Source organism: Paraburkholderia sp. 32 (genome assembly GCF_050435345.1).
GTDB lineage: Bacteria > Pseudomonadota > Gammaproteobacteria > Burkholderiales > Burkholderiaceae > Paraburkholderia > Paraburkholderia tuberum.
Genome location: NZ_JBNDKD010000001.1, coordinates 2,195,379 through 2,215,149, shown reverse-complemented (window position 1 = coordinate 2,215,149; position 19,771 = coordinate 2,195,379). Strand labels below are relative to the sequence as shown.

The 19,771-nt window shown below is 61.4% G+C and carries 18 protein-coding genes and 3 pseudogenes; 6 read left to right on the top strand and 15 right to left on the bottom strand.

Translation table 11 applies throughout. The annotated features are described in order from the left end of the window. Positions 1-4: 4 nt before the first annotated feature. The 11 genes and pseudogenes from eutC to OKW26_RS10285 all read right to left on the bottom strand — a co-directional run. Positions 5-802: an ethanolamine ammonia-lyase subunit EutC gene (gene eutC, locus OKW26_RS10335; protein WP_260321468.1), complete on the bottom strand. Its 798-nt coding sequence runs from the start codon at positions 800-802 to the stop codon at positions 5-7. Further along, entirely contained in the window at positions 799-2,193 is a 1,395-nt protein-coding gene (locus OKW26_RS10330) for an ethanolamine ammonia-lyase subunit EutB (RefSeq protein ID WP_184068810.1), read from the bottom strand. The genes eutC and OKW26_RS10330 overlap by 4 nt, the downstream gene beginning before the upstream one ends. A 28-nt stretch (positions 2,194-2,221) precedes the next feature. Further along, a complete protein-coding gene (locus OKW26_RS10325; protein ID WP_184068813.1) occupies positions 2,222-2,878 on the bottom strand; it encodes an HAD family hydrolase in 657 nt (218 codons plus the stop codon). 82 nt (positions 2,879-2,960) lie between these two features. Then, complete coding sequence (locus OKW26_RS10320) at positions 2,961-4,493, bottom strand: sodium:solute symporter family protein (RefSeq protein WP_184068816.1); 1,533 nt, start codon at positions 4,491-4,493, stop codon at positions 2,961-2,963. Then, positions 4,490-4,747 (bottom strand): hypothetical protein, encoded by a 258-nt coding sequence (locus OKW26_RS10315; RefSeq protein WP_184068819.1) that lies wholly within the window; start codon positions 4,745-4,747, stop codon positions 4,490-4,492. The genes OKW26_RS10320 and OKW26_RS10315 overlap by 4 nt, the downstream gene beginning before the upstream one ends. 278 nt (positions 4,748-5,025) lie before the next feature. Next, on the bottom strand, positions 5,026-5,961 hold the full coding sequence (locus OKW26_RS10310; RefSeq protein ID WP_184068822.1) for a choline kinase family protein: 936 nt from the start codon (positions 5,959-5,961) through the stop codon (positions 5,026-5,028). Positions 5,962-5,965: 4 nt separating this feature from the next. Continuing rightward, a complete protein-coding gene (locus tag OKW26_RS10305) occupies positions 5,966-6,913 on the bottom strand; it encodes a phosphotransferase (protein WP_429353532.1) in 948 nt (315 codons plus the stop codon). An 8-nt stretch (positions 6,914-6,921) separates the two neighbouring features. Next, positions 6,922-8,202, bottom strand: a complete 1,281-nt coding sequence (locus OKW26_RS10300) for a Zn-dependent hydrolase (RefSeq protein WP_429353531.1) — start codon at positions 8,200-8,202, stop codon at positions 6,922-6,924. Then, positions 8,180-8,938 carry a DeoR/GlpR family DNA-binding transcription regulator gene (locus tag OKW26_RS10295; protein WP_429291300.1) on the bottom strand — a complete coding sequence of 253 codons (759 nt, stop codon included), beginning with the start codon at positions 8,936-8,938 and terminating at the stop codon, positions 8,180-8,182. The genes OKW26_RS10300 and OKW26_RS10295 overlap by 23 nt, the downstream gene beginning before the upstream one ends. Positions 8,939-9,196: 258 nt before the next feature. Then, the gene (locus OKW26_RS10290; protein WP_429353530.1) at positions 9,197-10,630 is read right to left on the bottom strand and encodes an amidase; all 1,434 of its coding nucleotides are present in this window, start codon (positions 10,628-10,630) and stop codon (positions 9,197-9,199) included. A 1,112-nt stretch (positions 10,631-11,742) separates the two neighbouring features. Next, positions 11,743-11,943: pseudogene (locus OKW26_RS10285) on the bottom strand (IS6 family transposase); the annotation flags it as partial. Positions 11,944-12,199: 256 nt separating this feature from the next. Between OKW26_RS10285 and OKW26_RS10280 the strand changes: the two are divergent. Next, positions 12,200-12,397, top strand: coding sequence for a tautomerase family protein (locus OKW26_RS10280; RefSeq protein WP_184068834.1), 198 nt, complete (start codon positions 12,200-12,202; stop codon positions 12,395-12,397). A 78-nt stretch (positions 12,398-12,475) separates the two neighbouring features. Here OKW26_RS10280 and OKW26_RS10275 read toward each other — a convergent pair whose 3' ends face one another. The 3 genes from OKW26_RS10275 to OKW26_RS10265 all read right to left on the bottom strand — a co-directional run bounded on the left by OKW26_RS10275 (position 12,476) and on the right by OKW26_RS10265 (position 15,379). Further along, positions 12,476-13,411 (bottom strand): SMP-30/gluconolactonase/LRE family protein, encoded by a 936-nt coding sequence (locus OKW26_RS10275; protein WP_184068837.1) that lies wholly within the window; start codon positions 13,409-13,411, stop codon positions 12,476-12,478. Positions 13,412-13,427: 16 nt separating this feature from the next. Further along, positions 13,428-14,282 (bottom strand): SDR family NAD(P)-dependent oxidoreductase, encoded by an 855-nt coding sequence (locus OKW26_RS10270; protein ID WP_184068840.1) that lies wholly within the window; start codon positions 14,280-14,282, stop codon positions 13,428-13,430. Between the two features lie 182 nt (positions 14,283-14,464). Continuing rightward, entirely contained in the window at positions 14,465-15,379 is a 915-nt protein-coding gene (locus OKW26_RS10265; protein ID WP_184068843.1) for a LysR family transcriptional regulator, read from the bottom strand. A 206-nt stretch (positions 15,380-15,585) separates the two neighbouring features. On the opposite strand from OKW26_RS10265, the gene OKW26_RS10260 reads away from it, so the two are divergent. From OKW26_RS10260 to OKW26_RS10250, 3 genes and pseudogenes are all read left to right on the top strand, one after another. After that, positions 15,586-16,647 carry an aldo/keto reductase gene (locus tag OKW26_RS10260; protein WP_184068846.1) on the top strand — a complete coding sequence of 354 codons (1,062 nt, stop codon included), beginning with the start codon at positions 15,586-15,588 and terminating at the stop codon, positions 16,645-16,647. Between the two features lie 166 nt (positions 16,648-16,813). Next, positions 16,814-17,357, top strand: a pseudogene (locus OKW26_RS10255) (IS6 family transposase). 93 nt (positions 17,358-17,450) lie between these two features. After that, entirely contained in the window at positions 17,451-18,401 is a 951-nt protein-coding gene (locus OKW26_RS10250) for an aldo/keto reductase (RefSeq protein WP_429353529.1), read from the top strand. A gap of 226 nt (positions 18,402-18,627) precedes the next feature. Here the strand turns inward: OKW26_RS10250 and OKW26_RS10245 are convergent. Continuing rightward, positions 18,628-18,943 (bottom strand): annotated as a pseudogene (locus tag OKW26_RS10245) (IS3 family transposase); the annotation flags it as partial. Between the two features lie 24 nt (positions 18,944-18,967). On the opposite strand from OKW26_RS10245, the gene tnpA reads away from it, so the two are divergent. Then, positions 18,968-19,420 (top strand): IS66-like element accessory protein TnpA, encoded by a 453-nt coding sequence (gene tnpA, locus OKW26_RS10240; RefSeq protein WP_429353528.1) that lies wholly within the window; start codon positions 18,968-18,970, stop codon positions 19,418-19,420. Continuing rightward, complete coding sequence (gene tnpB, locus OKW26_RS10235) at positions 19,417-19,749, top strand: IS66 family insertion sequence element accessory protein TnpB (protein ID WP_184068849.1); 333 nt, start codon at positions 19,417-19,419, stop codon at positions 19,747-19,749. The genes tnpA and tnpB overlap by 4 nt, the downstream gene beginning before the upstream one ends. Positions 19,750-19,771 lie beyond the last annotated feature (22 nt).

The following is a 19,771-nucleotide window of genomic DNA, read 5'->3' as shown; positions in this document are numbered from 1 at the left end:
GAAGTTAGTTGGCGTCCGGTGCTGCGATCGCCGTAGACGCGTCTTTGGCCGCCTTTTCCAGCAATGCATCGCTCTCGTCTTTAAGTCCCACGCCAGTGAGGCCCAAGCGGCGCGCATGCGTCAGCAGATAGTGCAGCTTGTGCGCGGCTGCGCCGTGACTCAATCCTTCGGGGCGCACGTTCGAAATGCAATTGCGTTGCGCATCGGCGCACCCTACTTTAGGCGCGTACGTCAGGTAGATGCCGAGGCTATCCGGCGAGCTCAGCCCGGGACGTTCGCCGATCAGCATCACGACGAGCCTGGTCCGCAGAATTTCGCCGATCTCATCGCCAAGCGCCACCCGTGCTTGCCGAGCGACCACCACCGGACCGATTCTCCAATCCGCAAGGCGTGAAGAGACGGCCCTCAAAAGCGGAATGGATTGCTTTGCAGCAGCACAGGCCGACAGCCCATCGGCAATCACGAACACCACTTCCGGCGCTTCGATGGAGGCTTGCGCAAGCGCCTCGCGGCTCTCCTCCGACAGGCGTCTCCCCAGATCCGGACGCCGCAAGTAATGCTGACGGTCCGGCGCAGCACTATGCACATCGAGCGTGGTGAAGCCGTTCGCGCGCAACTGCTCATGCAGCGAATCAGCGTCGAGCGGATGATGCACCGCATCGCGTGCCTGCGCGTGCGATAGATTGAACGCGAGCAGCGGCCCAGTCGGCAGGCTGTTGCCGGCACGACCCAATGCGATACGCGCATTGGTGAACTGACGCAATGCGCTCCAGGGGTTCTTTTCGAGGAAGTCGTTGCTCATGCGATCCCCATCCATTCGCGCGCACCTTCCAGCAATGGTTGCCGTATCGCGCCATTGAGCAACACGCCGAGCGCGTCGGCGACCTGCATCGACTCCAGCCACTCTTCGAATTCCGGCGCACGCCTTAGGCCCAATACGTCGCGCACATAAAGCGCATCGTGGAATGAGGTGCTCTGGTAGTTCAGCATCACATCGTCCGCGCCGGGGACGCCCATGATGAAGTTGATTCCCGCGACGCCGAGCAGCGTCAACAGGTTGTCCATATCGTCCTGATCGGCTTCCGCGTGGTTCGTGTAGCAAATGTCGCAACCCATCGGCACGCCGAGCAGCTTGCCGCAGAAGTGATCTTCGAGACCCGCGCGCGTGATCTGCTTGCCGTCATAGAGGTATTCCGGTCCGATGAAACCGACCACCGTATTGACGAGAAACGGATTGAACTTTCGTGCCACCGCATAGGCGCGCACTTCGCAGGTCTGCTGGTCGACGCCATGATGCGCATTCGCCGACAACGCGCTGCCCTGCCCCGTTTCGAAATACATCACGTTGTTGCCGACTGTGCCGCGATTGAGCGAGAGCGCCGCTTCATAGGCTTCCTGCAGCAACGCAAGCGAAATGCCGAAGCCGGCATTCGCTTTTTCCGTACCGGCAATCGACTGAAACACCAGATCGACCGGCGCGCCCTTGCCGATTGCGGCAATCGTGTTGGTGACGTGCGTCAGTACGCATGATTGCGTCGGCACCTGATAGCGTTGCCGGAAATCGTCGACCATCAGCAGCAGCGTGGTGATCGCGGCCAGGCTGTCGGTAGCCGGATTGATGCCGATCATCGCGTCACCGCAGCCGTACATCAGGCCGTCGAGCATCGAGGCGGCGATGCCCTTGACATCGTCGGTCGGATGATTCGGTTGCAAGCGCACTGACATGTGGCCAGACAATCCCACGGTGTTGCGAAAGCGTGTGATCACCGGACGCTTGCGCGCCGCCGCGATCAGGTCCTGGTTACGCATCAGCTTCGACACCGCGGCGACCATCTCCGGTGTGAGGCCGGCGGAGATACGCGTGAGTGCATCGGCATCCGTCTCGCTGCTGAGTAGCCAGTTGCGGAAATCGCCGACCGTCAGATGGGATATCTCGGCGAAAGCTTCGGGCGAGTGATCGTCTATGACAAGGCGCGTGACTTCATCGCTTTCGTACGGAATCAATGCCTCGTTGAGGAAGGTGCGCAACGGCACCTGCGCGAGTGCCATCTTGGCTGCGACGCGTTCTTCCTCACTGGCCGCCGCGGTGCCGGCGAGCTGATCGCCCGAGCGCAGCGGGCTCGCCTTCGCCAGCAACGTTTTGAGATCGTCGAACCGGTAGGTGCGTGTGCCGATCGCTTCGGTATAGCTCATCTCGCGTTGCTCCAGAGTGCCGCGCACGTTAGTGCCATGTCAACACAGGCCACCCACACTCCTTCGCGTGCGCTGCCAGCACCCGGTCCGGATTGACCACGTGCGGCCTGTCGACCTCGCACAGCAGAGGTAAATCGTTTCGCGAGTCGGAATAGAAGCTGGCACCGGCCAGGCTTTCGTCGTGCGCCTTTAGCCATGCGCGCAGCCGAACTACCTTGCCTTCCCGATACGTCAGTACGCCGGAGGTGCGTCCCGTATAGACACCGTCCTCCGTCTGGATATCAATCGCCAGAACATGATTGATACTGACTCGCGCCGCAATTGGCTCGACCAGATGCGCGCTCGACGCCGAGATCACCAGCAGGGTGTCGCCACGCTGGCGATGGGCGTCGATCACATTCCGCGCGTCGGCCCGAATCCTCGGCTCGATCACCTGTTCAACAAACGCATCGATCTGATGGCGCACATCAACGACGCGGCGACGGGCGAGCGGTGCGAGTGTTGCTTTCATGTAATCGTCCATCGTAAGCAACCCTTCGCCGTAGGCACGCATCATCTCGTCGTTTTGCCGTACAAATGCATCGGCGTCGCCGACCCATCCCAGGCGTGCCATCTCGCTGCTCCACAAATTCGCGCAATCTCCATTGATAATCGTGTCGTCAAGATCGAAAATCGCTAAAGTCATCCGGCCTCCGTTGAGTCAAATTCTCGATGCCGCGGCAGCATCAAAATGCGAGATCCATGCCGGCCGCCGCGGCCGCTTTTCCTTAATGTGTTACCGGTACGGCGACCGTCGAAGGTGCGCGGCCGCGCACAGGCTTCGCGAACAGCCGGTCGAGCCGGGCGATCTCGTCGGTCGACGGCTTGATCGCTAACGCAAACACGACGAACACGACGAAGTTCGCTGCGAGCCCGACAATCCCGCTGGTCAGCGAACCGAGCGCGCGGATGTCGTCCGGATAGACGGAAGTCAGCACGATCGCGATTGCAATGCCCACCAGCATTCCCGCAATCGCGCCCTGCTTGTTGCCACGCCGCGTGAAGATGCCGAAGAACAGCGGGACCGCAAGCTGGATGATCCCTTGATATGAAATCTGCGCGAGTAATTGCAGTCGGCTGTAGTCGAAAGTCAGATATGCAAGGATCGCCGCTGCGACGATGAACACGACCATGCCCGCCTTGGACAACACCATCAACTGGCGATCGGTGCGCGGCGTATTCCACGTCGCGAGGTCGTTGGCGAACTGCGTGCCGCAGACCTGCACACAACCGTCGACATGGCCGATGCTCGCCGCAAGCACAATCACGATTGCCACCGCGAGAAGCCACGAGCCGCCGATATCGGCGAGTGCGACGAACCAACCGTGCTGCGGCTGTGCGGCTACGTTCGGGTCCTGACTCGCGGCAGCCGCGAACAGCATCAGGATGCAATAGAAGCCGCCAACCAGCAGCATCGTCAGCAGCGTGCCCTTCTTGACGGCCCTTACGCCGCTCGCCGTATAGATCCGCTGGAAGCTCATCGGCCAGCACATTGAGCCGATCACACCGGTGAAGATCAGGCTGAACATGTACCAAGGACCGTAACCGGTACGCGCGTCGCCGGGAATCAGCAGCATCTTCGCCGGCAGTTGCGACAGGTGCGAGAATGACGCGTGGTTGCCGAATAGCAACAGGATGCACAGCACCGCGCACAGCACGTACGCAATCAGCCCCTGGAACATGTCGGTCATGATCAGCCCCCGCATCCCCATGCTGACGGTCCAGTACTGGCGGATCAGTACAATCACAACACCAGCAGTCAGGCAAGCCGTCACGGTCCACTGGCCGAACGTTGCGAACTGGAATAACGTCGCGAGCGCCTGGATCCCCATCACGACCCACGGAAACACCGAGATGATCCCGATGATCGACGCGATTCGCTTGACGACCGGGCTGTTGTAGCGCATGCCGAGGAGGTCCGGCTGCGTCGTCAGGTTGAACTGCCGGCCCCACGACCACGCCCGGTTTGCCATCAGATACATCGCGGTCACGCCGAGCGTCGCGTAGACCATCCCGTAGAAACCGAGCACGCCGCCGACCGACAGTGCGAAGAACGCGGTGAACGTCGAGCCGGGCCACCACGAGTTCGTGTAGCTCATCGCGACGAACCACGGGCCGTACGAGCGGCCGCCGACGGCATAGTCGGAGAAGCTTGTGCTCCGGCGGTTGGTCGCATACAGAACCGCGATCATCGCAACGAGAAACACGACGATCATGCCGAACGTGACGACCGGGTTGCCGGGATTCGTGAAGTGGGTCATGTCGGTTCTCCTTCGTTGGCGAGTTCGCCGGACACGCCTTCGGCCACGTACAGCGCCCATATGCCGAGCCCGACCAGGACCGCGTTCGCGATCCAGTAGAAGATCGGCAGCGGTACGCCGAGCACGAGTTGCTTACTGCCGCTGACGCCTAGATAGAACGGCGGACACAGCGCCATCAGAAGAAGCAGGAAGAAATAGATGCCGAATACAATCTTCTTCGAATTCGGCATCGAGCTTTGGATCGATTCAGCCATGATCGGCTCCTCGCGAGCGGCGGGTTGAGGGACACGAATGGAACGCGCTGTCATCTCGCGCGCCCAGCCGATAGGCACCGCCTTCGGCGTGCCGGACCGAAGATGGCGTCAGATCCGCCCGGACGCGGCCAATCGCTTTTAATTTCGCTCTGGATTCCTTAATAACCATAATGCCTTCCCATCCTGAAAATGAAATCGGGTTCTCAATAGGTCGTCGAGCTCAAGCGTCGGCGCAGAACCAGTTTATGCACGGAGCTGTTTTCAAGCGCCTAGTCTCTTCACGCCTGCCTCAGCCATGTTTCCCACTGCGGATCCTGAAAGACGATGCGAGCGCGCATCTGTTTCCAGAACCCGTACTTATAGAAATCGAAATCGAGCCGCGACACCGCACGCTGCACCATCGCCCACGTCGACCATTTCAGATCGGCGAGCGCCTTGTTCAACTGCACACGCGCGACGACCTGGGGCGTCACGCGACCGAAATAGTCCTCGAGCAACGCGAGTTCCATCCTAGGCGCGAAGAACATCTCGCCGAACCACAGGGCGAGCTCGTAATGCCGGTCGTTGTTCGACGCGTACTCGAAATCGACCAAGCGAATCTCGCGCGCATCGTTCAGCATGAAGTTGCCGGCGAGGGTATCGTTCATGCAGGGCGCGAGATCCAGACCCGACGCTTCGAGCGCCGCACGGGCACGACGGTATTGCTGGCACAGCCAGTCGTGATCCGGGGGTTTAACCGCGTGCAACGCTTCGACCTGCTGCTGATGTTCGTCGATCATGTCAAACATGGTCTTCGTCTGAGCGAGCACCGGCTGATCATTGAACGCCTTCAGTGCACGCAATGCGTTGTGCCGGACCTCACGCTCGAGGAAGTCGAGGTTTGACGACGCGCGCCAGCCTTCCATGAACTCGAACACCTCGACGCCCAGGTCCTCGAGGAACGCGAACACCGGCGCGCCGTAGCCGGTTATCGCGGCCTTCACGCTCGCTTCGTGTGCAGTGCGGCGGTCGATAAACATCTCTGTGCCCTGACCCGGCACTTTGAAAAAATACGCAGTCTGCGCGCCGTCGACTTCGACGCGCCAGTTCGTGTTCGAGATGCCGCCACCTACCGGTGCGTAGCGAATATCGTACCCTTTCCATGCAGGCAATTCACGAATCGCAGCTTCAATCTCGTGTTCATGATGGGTCTGAGCCTGACCGAGTGCTTTCATCGAATCATCCCTTCAGCAGACGAAGCCAGCCTTCGAAGCGCGCGTCCTGAATGACTTGTCGGCAGCGCAACGAAGTCCATTGAGCGAGTTTCGTGAATTCGAGACGGCGCGGTGACGTCGTGCCTAGCCACAATCCCCACAGTGTCCAGTACCAGTCGTTGACAAGCGCATACAGACGGCAACGCGCGTAGTCGGCTTCGTCGCAACGGCCAGCCCAGCGCACGATACCCTCCCGCCATTGCGGCTCGAACTGATACAACTCGTTCAGCGTGATAGCCACGTCGTACCAAGGGTCGCCGCAGCCACCGTAATCGAAATCGATCAGCTTGAGTTCGCCTTGCGGGCCAACCATCACGTTGCTCGCAAGGCCGTCACCGTGCAGTGGCACGACCTCTACGTCCGATGCCTGCAACGCATTCCATGCACGATCTATGCAGTCATCGGTCCGCAACCCGTCGATCGGCAATTCCACCGCATCACGTCGACACAGCGCCCGAAGTCGGGCGATGTCGTCCATCGGAGACGAGACAAACATGGGCGCTGGACCGTCATGCACTTGCCGCTTCGCCGCCCACAGCGCGTCGAGACGCTCGGGTGACGCCAGATCGTCAACGCGCGCCCAGCGCCATTCGGAGGCCTCCAATCGATCGAACAGCAGCACGCCGCGCTGCAAATCAACGATGCGCAGCGCGACCGTTGCTTCCGCTTGTGCCGCACAGCGGCTCGCGTCGACGGTCCGCGCAACGTCGATCAATTCTTTCATATCGTCGTGCAGCACTTTCGCATACCACGATTGAGCGCCCACCGCGACGACGAAGCCGGCCCATTCGGTCGCGAGCCGCGTCGGCGACGCGACTGCTCCGGTACCGTGCCCAACCTGCGCGTCGTTGCCTAGCCCTACTGCATGCAGCGCGTCGAGCAATCGAAGGGATTCAGGCGATTCCGTCAGCATCATCGTCCTCAAAGGTAGCTCGACGATTCAGTGCAGATGCGCTCCAGCAACGCGCTCAACAGACGCAGGCCGTTGTGCAGATCGGCATCAGCGGTGTACTCGGCTTCGTTGTGCGAGACGCCCCCGCGACTAGGTACGAACAGCAGGCACGTCGGCGTGACGCGACTCATGCTAATCGCATCGTGGCCGGCGACGGTGACGCTATCGCCCGCTGGCAAGTCGAGTTCGAGGCTGACGTCGTGGGCAAGTCGCGACAGGCCATCATGCAGCTTCAGCGGGGCGCGAAGCTGGCGGCTTTCGATCTCGATGCGCGTGCCGGTCTGTTCAGCGATATTCCGCAACGTCGCCTCGAAGCATGTTGCAGTGCCGTCCAGCAGCGCAGTGGACGGCGAACGGAATTCAATGTGTAGTATCGTCCTCGACGGCACGACGTTCGGCGAATTCGGATATACGTCGAGGCGGCCAACCGAACTGTGCATTTGCGCGCCGTGCCGCACGGCTTCCGCATGGACCGCGGCGATCGTGTGCGCTGCCGCCAGCAATGCATCGCGCCGGTCGGCCATCGGTGTAGGGCCGGTGTGATTCTGCTCGCCGTCGAAGCGCACTCGCCATTTCAATGCGGCCCACGTCTCGCGGACCACGCCAATTGCGAGCCCCTCGCGCTCGAGATTCGACGCCTGCTCGACGTGCATCTCGACATATGCGGCAATAGGCAGATCGAGCATCGCATCGCCGAGATAGCCAATCTGCTCCAACGCACTCTTCAGCGTGACGCCTTGCCGGTCCTCGCATGCCCACGCGTCGTCGAGCGACATCGCGCCGGTGAACACGCTGCTACCCGTCAGGCTCGGCTGGAAACGCGCGCCTTCTTCGTTGGTCCAGTCAACGACCGCCAGATTGCATGGCGCACGGTGACCACTCGCGCGAAGCCTCTGCGCGATGCCGACGATCGCGGTCGCGCCGGCAAGCACGCCGTATACACCGTCAAAGCGGCCGGCGCTCGGCTGGCTGTCGAGATGCGACCCGCACAACACGTACGGCGCGCCCGGCGTCAAAGTCACAAGCCCGAAGACGTTGCCGATTGCATCGATGTGCACATCGAAACCGTGCTCGTCGAGCCAGATGCGGAACAGATCACGAACCTGTCCGTCCTGGGCCGACGCCGCGAGCCGATGCAGACCGCCGGCCGGCGTCGCGCCAATCGCGGAGCTTGCGCTGAACAGCGCGTCGAACGCGCGCAACTCATCGGCGTTGGGTTGAACCAGTTCAGGGATGGACGATATCGACATGAGCTTGTTCCAGGCGGTCTATGTAGTCGGCCGACAGCGGGCGGTTTGTGACGAGCGTCGCGATCGCGTCGAACGGTAGTGTGTTGATGAACGTGCGATGGCCAAACTTGCCATCGTCGGCGAGCACGACGCTACGCACGCAATGCACAACAAGCGTTCTGCGCAGCATGGCTTCGGATTCTTCGTAATCCATCAGCCCGAGCTTCAGATCGACCGCGCCAATGCCCATAAAGGCGATGTCGTAATGGAACTGACGGGCGAATTCGAGCGTGTGCGGGCCGATCAATGCGTTGTCGTTACGACGGACGTCGCCTGGTGTGACGAGCACGTGGTTGTCGCTCTGCTGCGTCAACAGTTGCGCAATGTCGAGCGAGTTCGTGACGACTCGCAACTGGCTGAAGCTTGTCAGCTGATGCGCGAGTGCGAGTGTTGTCGTGCCGGTGTCGAGGAACAGCGCCATTCCCTCCTGCACGAGGCCGCTTGCGCATTCGGCAATCTTCGCTTTCGCCTGTGTCCTGATCCGGTTGCGGACCTGCAGCGGTTGCTCCTCGTTAAGCCGCGGCAGGATCGCGCCGCCGTGAACGCGACGCAACTTGCCGAGTTCTTCGAGATATTTGAAGTCGCGGCGAATCGTTTCTTCGGAGACGACCAGCTGCGTAGCGAGGTCGGCGGCCTTCACGCGTTTCTGCTGGCTCAGAAAACGCATGATTTCTTCGAGGCGAGGCTGATTCAGCATAGGTAGATGAGTCCGGCGTACAGGGAAGCAACCAGTGTAACGAGGTTTGCCGCGCGTTCGGATCACGCGGTGGCAGCGCCCGGATTGTGCCAACAGGCGGTGGTGCGTCGGCGTGGCATCGTCCGCGTCGAGACGTTGCGCCACTCGCAACTTCGTCTGTTGCTGGAGCACAGGTCTCGGCGGCGCCATCAGCGCGCGCCGTTCTGGCCAGGCACCGACTTGATGTGCGTCGAAATGGCAGATCGTCACGGTACGCTCCTAGCCGACGAGCAACGGCGGCAGCCGATGTTCCCACGGCGCAATTGCCTCGAACGCCGCGCAGAACTGCAGCACGTCGCCATCTGCGAAGCGCGGCCCGATGACCTGCAAGCCGATTGGCAAACCTGACGGACTCCAGCCGCACGGCACGCTCGCCGCTGGGTTGCCGGACAGATTGAATGGGTACGTGAACGGTGTCCAGCGCGCCCACGGCACCGCGGTGTCGTCGACGCCATCGAGGTCAGATGGCGCAATCCGGTCCGCGTCGAACGGAAGAATTGGCAGCGTTGGCGTCAGCAGCAGATCGAAGCGCTCGAACAGCTTGTGGACTTTGCAAGCGAACGCCGCGCGCTGCTGGACCGCGGTCAGATAGCCGGCCAGATCGTAGTCCGCAGAACGTTCGATTAGCGTCGCGAAGCCCGGTTCGAGCTCCTCCTTGCGATTGGCAAGCGACTTGCCGTACACGATTCCGCGGCCGCCGACCCATAGGGCCTCGAACGTCGGCAACGGGTCATGCCATTCGAGCGCGGGCATATCAATCGTGACTGGCAGCGTCCGCGCAATCTGATTGACCGCCGCTTCAACTGCTGCCGCAACAGCCGGATCGACGTCAACGTTGAACAGCGTCGGACAAAACGCGACGCGCAGCGGCCGCAGCGGCGAATCGCAACGCGCGAGGAACGTTTCAGTCGGTGCTGGCAACGCTTGGTGATCGCGTGGGTCGGGACCGGATAGCACGTCGAACAGCAGCGCGCTGTCGCGCACCGTCCGTGTGATCGGACCGGCATGGCTGAGCATTTCGGTCGCCGACCAAGGCCACGTCGGAATCCGGCCGAGCGAGCCCTTGAGCGCGAACGTGCCACAAAACGCACTGGGAATCCTTACCGAACCGCCACCGTCCGAACCGAGCGACGCGGGCACCATCCGTGCGGCGACCGCGATTGCCGAACCCGAACTGGAGCCGCCGCTCGTGAGTTGTGGGTTCCAGGGATTGCGGCCGTTGCCGAATACGCGCGACAGGCTCGCGCCGCTCCAACCGAACTCAGTCGTCGCGGTCTTGCCGACGATGATCGCCCCCGCATCCTTCAGGCGTCGGATAATCGGCGCATCATCCGACGGCACATAGTCGAGCGCGGTCAGCGAACCCCGCGTCGTCCGCAGACCAGCGGTCGAAAACAGGTCCTTGACGCCGAACGGAATGCCATGCAGTGGCCCTCTAAAACAGCCGCGGGAGGCTTCGAGCGTCAACGTTTCGGCCTCAGCCGCCGCCGTTTCGGCGTAGATGTCGCCGAATGCGTTCAATGTGGGATTGTGGGTTTCTATCGCTTTCAGGCTGTGCGCTATCAACTCACCCGGCGTCAGGCTGCCGTTCCTGATCCGATCAGCGGCATCAAGAACCGTCGGCGCAGAGACGCATTTTGACTCGTATTTCATCCTAAATCCTGAATGGGACAGCGCATTGGCTGGTTGGATGCATTACAGGTTGGACAAAAACTGGTGTCAAGCGCGTTTTATTGGTTTTGTTGGTTTTGTTGGATATGTTGGGTCCGACCATCCACTCTAATCAAGGGCTCTCGCTGGCAAATCAGGCGCTCGAGAATTTGCGTCGATCAGGCAGGAACAGTCTCACGAGTTCGCAACCGGAATCCTCCCGGCCCAACTATGCCCGCCCAAGGCCGCGTCGTCAGCCACAGAATTGGCGGGCAGCGCATTGGTTCTGACTGAACCTGAAAAAGTAGGTCGGATGTGACGCAACAGTCGAAAAAAGCCTACAGCGACCGGGCCGGGGCGGCGCAATTACGTGACTCTGGGCTGTCCATTTAACCGGAGTTAGGGATTTGCCTCCACGGGCGACTCGGCGAAGGTCGCTCCAAGCTGGGCGGATGCCGGTGTCCTGGCCTTCGCCCCTGGCTCACGTGGAGCACCAGAAAACCGTCGGTACCAGGCCAATGTCCAGGGGTTGAGACATCAATGTGATTAGCTGTGTGGGTATCCGTTAGAGGCATTCGATACCCCGTTCGCAGCCCGCACCTGGGTTGGAGAACTGGTGCACTGGTACAACCACGAACACCGCCACAGTGCGATCCGCTTCGTGACACCGGCCCAGCGCCATGCCAATCTTGCTCAGGACATCCTCGAGCGCCGCACAGCGCTCTACGAGGTTCGCGCGAACGTCATCCGCTACGATGGAAAGGTGCCACGCGGGACTGGCAGCGCGCGTTCATGTCGTGCACCTCAATCCCGATCGGGCTGAGCCGACCGTCGACATTCGACAATCTCATAACCAGGAGTTAAAAGCAGCCTGAATTCCAAACGTCGAGGCGACAACTAGCTGGAAAACTTCCCGTTGAAGGCGGAAATGCCAACGCACTGCGCAACTGATGACTGCAGCCGGAAAGCGGTGGCCGAATACGGTGCGGTCATTGCACAAACAGCGTTGAAAGTACGGCAGCAGCTTCCGGCGATTATTGACGACGAACACAACGAGCTAACAGAGTTGAGTCGGTCAATGATCCGCGATATGTACGAGCGGTATTGTCAACTTGACGCTTCGCGACCGCCAGACCGAACTTCGTCGCCCAGCACCGCACCGTTTCGTACATAAGCTCGATTCCCCGTGCCGCCAGCATCTCCTCAACCATGCGCCGGCTGAGCGGGAACCGGTAGTACAGCCACACCGCGTAGCTGATGATGTCCGGCGGAAATCGATAGCCCTTGAACGAGATCGGCGCCTCGGCCGACAGCAAAACGGAAACGGAAGCTTTCTTGATGCCCCATATATTCGTCGACCCCGGCGCCAACTTGACAATACCTCGACGCGTCCTGACCACGGCTGCAAGATCAGCTGGAACTTGCCACCGACCGCGGCCGCTTGAGCCGCTGAAAAATCGGCGGGAATCAGTTTCAGGCGTATGTTGGCTTCGGCGGCCAGGCTTGAGCACACGCCGTCCAGTGACGCTATGATTGCGCCTGCAGTTCCTTGCCAATCCACTGGAGTACGTCATGCCGGAAGTCGTTGTTTACGCAGTAGCAGGGCGCTCACCCGAGCAAAAGAAAGCGCTGATGACGGGGATTACCAAAGCTGTGGTTGACAGCCTCGGTGTCCTCGCTGAACAGGTTGTCGTGCAGATCGTGGAATCTCCAGCAGACTCCAAGTCAAGAGGCGGCATTCCGTTCAGCGAGCGCCAGCGCACGTCCTAATTCGCACGAATCCACATCATCACCGCCCCGTGCGCGGTGGCACCGCCGACCGGGCGCGGACGTAATCCGCCGGCGCGCTCAGGTTGCGACCGCCGCAGCCGTATCGACGTATAGCGCATACAGTGACTGCCCGGCCGCCATGAACAGCCGGTTGTGCGCTGCGCCGCCGAAGCAGACGTTCGCGCAGCGTTCGGGCAGGGCGATGCGGCCAATCGCGCTGCCGTCCGGCGCGAATACCATCACACCGTTCAGTCCCGGGCCGGTGCCCCAACCGGCCCACAGGTTACCGTCCGTGTCGCAACGGAAACCGTCTGGCGCGCCGTTCTCGCCCGCATCGACGAATACGCGTCCGTGCACGAGGCGCCGACCGTCCTCGACATCGTACACACGGATGCGCCTTGGCTTCGAGCCCGATTCGACGATGTAGAGGCGGCGTTCGTCGGGCGAGAAGCAGATGCCGTTCGGATTGACGATGTCGCCGGCGACCACCTCCGCCCGGCCGGTGGCCGGATCGAGGCGGTAGACGTTGGTCGGCAGCTCGGGCTCAGCCTTGACACCCTCATAGTTGTTAGAGATGCCGAACGGCGGATCGGTAAACCAGATGCTGCCGTCGCTCTTCACGACCACGTCGTTTGGCGAGTTCAGCCGCTTGCCGTCGAAGCGGTCGAGCAACACGGTCAGCGTGCCGTTGTATTCGGTGCGCGTCACGCGCCGGTTGCCGTGCTCGCAGGTGATGAGCCGCCCCTGGCGGTCCCGTGTATTGCCGTTCGCGTACCCGGAGGGCTTGCGAAATATCGAAGTCGCGCCGGATTCCTCGTCCCACCGCATGATGCGGTTGTTCGGAATGTCGCTCCACAGCAGGAAGCGGCCGTCGCCGAACCACACCGGTCCTTCGCCGAAGCGCATGCCGGTCGCAAGCCGCTCGACCGCCGCGCTCGTGATCCGGTATTTGAGGAAGCGCGGATCGAGCACTTCCACTGCGGGATCGGGATAGGTTTCGCTTTGCTGCCACATGGTGCTGGCCCTTGAGTCAGCGGGGCTGCTTGACGAACGCTTCGAATGCCGTGGCGTAGTCCGGATGCCAGCGCGACAACGCGGGCCGGTTCTCGACGATATCGCCCGCCGCCCATAGAATGCGCCGTTCGTCGAGCGAACGCGGCACGTCGTTATCGGGACACAGTATGTAGAAGTCGCCGGCGTCGAGACGCTCGAACATGAAATCGACGGTCTGCTCGGGCGTCCATGCGGCGGCGGGCTTTTCCACACGGCCGTTCCGTGTGAGTTCCGTGAACACGAAGCCGGGAATCAGCAGATGAGCGCTGATCCGGCCGTCGGCGGTATTGCGCAGTTCGTGCTGCAGCGCTTCGGTGAACGCTTTCAGACCGGCCTTCGCAACGTTGTATGCGGGGTCGCCCGGCGGCGTCGTGATGCCTTGCTTTGAACCGGTATTGATCACGAGCCCCGGACGGCCGCGCTTGATCATGCCCGGCACGAAGACCTGCGTGCCGTGGATCACGCCCCACAGGTTGACACCCAGCACGCGCTCCCAGTTCGCGGTTGGACCGAACATGCCGCTGCCGGGCTGAATGCCGGCATTGTTCATCAATACATCTGTTCCGCCGAAGCGTTCGACGACGGTTGCGTGCAGGCGGCGAACATCGTCGGCGACAATGACGTCGGTCTCAACCGCAAAGACGTCTTGCGTACCGTTTGCGCTCAGCGCGGCGATTTCCTCCACCGCCCGCGCGAGGCGGTCGGCGCCGAGGTCGGCAATGCAGATGCGCAGCCCAAGCTGCGCAAAGCGTTTGGCAGCAGCCAGGCCGATGCCGGCGGCGGCGCCGGTGATCACGGCGACGGCGCCGGGGGTCAGGGCAGAATGAGTCATCAGAATCCTCGTTGATGCGTGCCGGATTCGCGACGCCAACCAGCGACTGCGATCGCGATCCGTTGGAACAGTGAGTCGGCGATCCTAGCATGAACTTTTTTGCGTGACCGACGGCGCTTCCGCTGATGAGTGGTCCGAAGCATGCGCGGTACCGCGCGGTACCGCGCGGTGCCAGTCAAGCGTCAGTTCGCCACCTCGGGCAATTTGAGCAAGTCCAGGAAAGCACGGGCGACGGGTATGAGCGGTTCTCCGGCGCTTCCCCTAAAAACCGCCGCGAGTTCCCAGCAGGGCTCATCGGCTTCGCGCAGGCTCGCCGTTGCGACCGGCGCCCCGCGCGTGTTGCTCCCCCTTGCGGCGGCCACCGATTCGGGCACCATACTGATCGCAAGCCCGTGCGCGGCCAGTTCAAGCAACATCGGCATGTCGTTGACCTCGAAGCTGGTCTGGCGCTGCAGTCCTGCCGCCGCAAAACTCCGATCGACGAGCCGCCGCACGCTCCACTCCGGGCGCAGGTCGGCGAATGTTTCGTCGACGAGATCGGCCAGCGCCAGCCCGCTGGCGCCCGCAAGCCGATGATGTGTCGCGCAGACGACGACCATTCCTTCGCATGCGAACATGTGCGATCCGAGGTCGTCGAGCGGCGTATCCGGTGGCTGTGTGAACGCGAGGTCTAGGCGCCCTTCCCGCACCCCGTCGATCAATGCGCGCGATCCGTCCAGTGTCAATTCGATATCGATCCCACCGAACGCGGCCCGAAACTGTCCTAGAGAAGCGGGCAGGTCGACGAAAGGCGCGAGACCGTGAATCGCACCGATACTCAGCCTGCCGCGTGCAAGCCCGTGGACCTGCGTTACGGCGTGCCGCGCGTCGCGCGCGGCAGCCAGTACCCGCTGCGCCTCGGCGAACAGCACTTCGCCGGCAGGCGTCAAAGCGACTCGCCTCGTGCTGCGATTGAACAACGGTCCGCCCAAGTCTTCTTCCAGCGAGCGGATCGACGCAGACAAGCCGGACTGCACGAGGTTCAGACGCCGCGCCGCGCGCGTGAAATGTCGCTCTTCCGCGACCGCCACGAAATGTTCCAGCTGCTTCAAATCCACGTTTGCACTCTTTCTTGCAGAGACGATTAATCACAAAAATTGCACGATTGAATCACATCTTTCTATTGGCATGATAATTCAGTCTCCGTTATCGTGGGATCCTTGGGCACGTCAAAGAACACTGGGCACCCAATGCGGGCGCCATCGGACTGAACTACCGCCCGCCGGCTGTGAATCCTTGCAACATACATGGAGATTGCTTCATCATGGACTACCGTCAACTCGGCCGTTCGGGCCTCAAGGTGTCGACCATCACGCTAGGCACGATGACGATGGGCGGCAAAGGCAAATTCGCCAGCGTCGGGGAGGTCAGCCTCGACGAGGCGCGCCGCCAGATCGACATGTGCATCGACGCGGGCGTCAACCTGATCGATACGGCGGACGTCTATTCGAACGGTGCGTCGGAGGAAATCGTCGGCCAGGCGCTCGGCGGCAAGCGCAAAGGCGGCGTGCTGATCGCGACGAAAGCCCGCTTTCCCATGGGTGACGGCCCGAATGACCGGGGCCTGTCGCGGCATCATTTGATAGAAGCCTGCGAGGCGAGCTTGCGCCGTCTCAAGACCGATGTGATCGACCTCTACCAGGTGCACGAATGGGACGGACTCACACCGCTCGAAGAAACGCTTGAAGCGCTCGAGCTGCTGGTCCGGCATGGCAAGGTCCGATATGTCGGCTGCTCGAACTACTCAGGCTGGCACCTGATGAAAGCGTTGCATGTAAGCGAACGCGATCGCCTGTCGCGCTTCGTGAGCCAGCAGATCCATTACACGCTCGAAGCACGTGAAGCGGAGTACGAACTCGCGCCTATCGCGCTCGATCAAGGCTTGGGCATTCTCGTCTGGAGCCCGCTCGCAGGCGGCTTGCTGTCGGGTAAGCACCGCCGCGACTCGACACCCGAGGGCACGCGTCAGCTCGCGGGCTGGACGGAGCCGCCGATTCGCGACGCCGAACGACTGTGGTCGATTGTCGATACACTTGTCGAGATCGCCAGCGAGCAGAACGTCTCCGCCGCTCAGGTCGCGCTCGCATGGACGCTCGGGCGCCCCGCCGTCACGTCGGTCATCATCGGCGGGCGCAACGAGAAGCAACTGCTCGACAACCTCGGCGCGGCGAATCTCAGGCTGAGCGCCGAAACGCGCGAACGGCTCGACAAGGTGAGCGCGCCGCCCCTGCTCTACCCGTACTGGCATCAGGTGCAGACCGCACACGATCGTCTTTCAGTTGCGGACCTGTCACTGCTGGGGCCCTATCTCAAGGCGTCGCGGTGATGCGGCGACATCGACCTGCGGCCGTCCTGAAGGATCGCAGGTCTACACGGCTATCGTCGGCTGTAGAAAAGTCGGTCATATTTCCATGCCCGGGCGCTCTCGAAGGTTCTGTTGCAATAGCGGAGGCGGGCATGCTGCGGGACCTTACGGAATGATGTGAACGACAATGAAAGCGCTGAGTCCGACGGTAGCCAAAGTGCTGAAGCGGTTGCACTATCAGCTCGAGATAATGTTGGTGTGCGTGCGTTGGTGCGTGGCCTACCCGCTCAGCTTGCGCAATCTCTAGAAGATGATGGCCGAACGGGGTGCGCGGTCGATCATTCGACCGTGCACCGGTGGGCCATCAAGCTTCTGCCGGTGCTTGAAAGGGCGTTCCGCCGCTGCAAGCGCCCGGTCGGCAAGCGCTGGCGGATGGACGAAACCTATGTGAAGAGAGCGGTGCCAATCTGGCCGGCCTACATGCCGTGAATGCCGAGCGTGAGACGCCCATCAAGATCCGCCAGGCCAAGTATCTGAAAAATATCGTGGAACAAGGCCATCGGGCGATCAAGCGCCGTACCCGGCCCATGTTGGGATTCCATGATTTCCCTTGTGCCCGCATCTTGTTGAGCGGCATCGAACTCATGCATATGATCGCCAAAGGGCAGATGAAAGACGCACGCAAACTCAAGCCATCGGCCGCCCGGCAATTCTACTCGCTGGCGATGTAAGTAAGCCTCATCATATCGCTATCGTTCACCCAAATCGCCTTACCGCGACAGAACCCTTAGTGTTTCCAACCCACGTCTCAGAGTAGAGAAAAAATGCAACAACACACCATTGGAACGTCGGATCTTCGAATCGCACCCCTCGTCTTTGGCGGCAACGTGTTCGGCTGGACGGCCGATGAGCGCACGTCGTTTTCCATCCTCGACGCCTTTGTCGACCTTGGCTTGAACTTCATTGATACCGCCGACAGCTATTCGCACTGGGCCAAGGGCAATCAGGGCGGCGAGTCCGAGACCATCATCGGCAAGTGGTTCAGGCAAAGCGGCAAGCGGGAAAAGATCGTGCTCGCGACCAAGGTAGGCATGTGGAAGAAGCGGTCAGGGCTGTCGGCGGCGAACATCGAGGCAGCCGTCAACGAGTCGCTGCGCCGGCTACAAACCGATTACATCGACGTCTATTTCTCCCACATCGACGACGACAAGACGCCGCTCGAAGAGACGCTCGGCGCATATCAGAGGTTGATCGAGGCGGGGAAAGTGCGCGTGATCGGAGCGTCGAACTTCAGCGGCGAGCGGCTCGAGGCAGCACTGAAGGTATCAAAGGAATCGGGGTTGCCGGCGTATCAGGTTCTTGAGCCGGAGTACAACCTTTACGATCGGGAGGGCTACGAAACCGATCTCGAGCCAGTCGTGCAGGCGCACAAATTGGCGGTGGTTACTTACTTCAGCTTGGCAAGCGGTTTCCTGAGCGGAAAGTACAGTTCGAAGGCCGACGCCGCGAAGGGTGCGCGCAGCGCGCTTGTGGACAAGTATTTCAACGACCGCGGGTTACGGATCATCGATGCTCTTGTTGAAGTCGCGAAGCGCAACAACACGACACCTGCAACGGTGGCAATCGCTTGGATCATCGCGCGGCCGAGCGTGACGGCGCCGATTGCCAGTGCGACGTCCGTCGAGCAACTGAAAGGGTTGGCTGCAGCAACTCACTTGCAGCTTTCTTCCGAAGACATGAAGCTGCTCGACGAAGCCAGCGCAGCGGCGCAATAACCGAGCAGGTACTGTCACCCATTGAAAGGCGCTTGCCAACTGGTTGCGCGTTTCGAGCAGGCTCGGCGCAGCGCGGTGGGACAAGCCCATGGGATGGGAAGGAATCGCGACAGCCAGGCGTGCGATTCGACGATGTGTGTTGTTGTGTCGTTGTGCGAAGTTATCGGCATGGTGCGGGCGAGCGTCGTGCGCTGCTACGTCGACGAAATCCCGATCCACCGGCTCCCCGATTTGCGGTTGCGGCATCTGGCTTCGGCATGAAGGCGACATCGTCACGCTTCATCGTTTCCACGAAGCTTTCTGCCATGCCGTTACTTTGCGGACTGAACACCGGTGTGGTCAACGGTTTCAAACCAATGTCAGACGCAAAGGTCCTGGTTTTCTCCGGCTGTGTAGCCTGAGCCGTTGTCCGTCAGCCATTCAATTTCAGCCGGTGCCTTCGAGACGTTGCCAAAGCGCTTCTCGACGGCTGCCAGCATGACGTCACGCACCACGTCGCCACTGTGGCCACCAGTTGTCGCCACCCAGCTCATCGCTTCACGGTAAGCACCTCACGACGACCGTCGTTGACGGCGGCGAGAAGCGACATCAAAGTGGTGCCCATCATTTTCGATTTGATGGACATCACTGTGACAGAGTCGGAAGCCAAGCCGGGTAGCCGCAAGGGACGCCTGAATTATGATCGCGAGTTTCGACGCCGGCTTGCGGCCGCTGCATGCGAGCCTGGTGCATCGGTCGCGAAGCTGGCGCGGGACAATGGCATCAATGCAAATATGCTGTTCACCTGGCGGCGTCGCTATCGCGAGCAATTGCAGGCGGAAACGACGTCGCTGATTCCCGTGGCGGTGGTCCATGAAACGCCGCCGCAGTGGCGATGCCCCCAGATGCAAGGGACGTCGGCAACCGGACTGCACGAGCCGGGACGATCGAGATCCAAGTTCGGTGACGTGGTAGTCAAGGTGGACGGCATCGTCGACGCCGATACGCTACGGGTCGTACTGGGGAGCATGCGATCGTGATCTCTGTTCCCACGGGTACACGCGTCTGGCTGGTGGCAGGCGTCACCGACATGCGCTGCGGGTTCCAGGGGCTGGCGGCGAAGGTGCAGACGGCGCTCGAGGACAATCCGCTGGGTGGCAACGTGTTCATCTTCCGGGGCCGGCGCGGCGATCTGGTGAAGGTCATGTGGGCGACCGAGGACGGGCTCTGGCTTCTTGCGAAGCGGCTTGAGCGGGGCCGCTTCGTCTGGCCGCAGGCCGATCATCTGACGGCGGCGCAATTGTCGATGTTGCTCGAAGGCATCGATTGGCGGCAGCCGCGTCGCACCGCTGCACTGTCGATGTTGTAAACCGAGCAGAAGACTCGTAAAC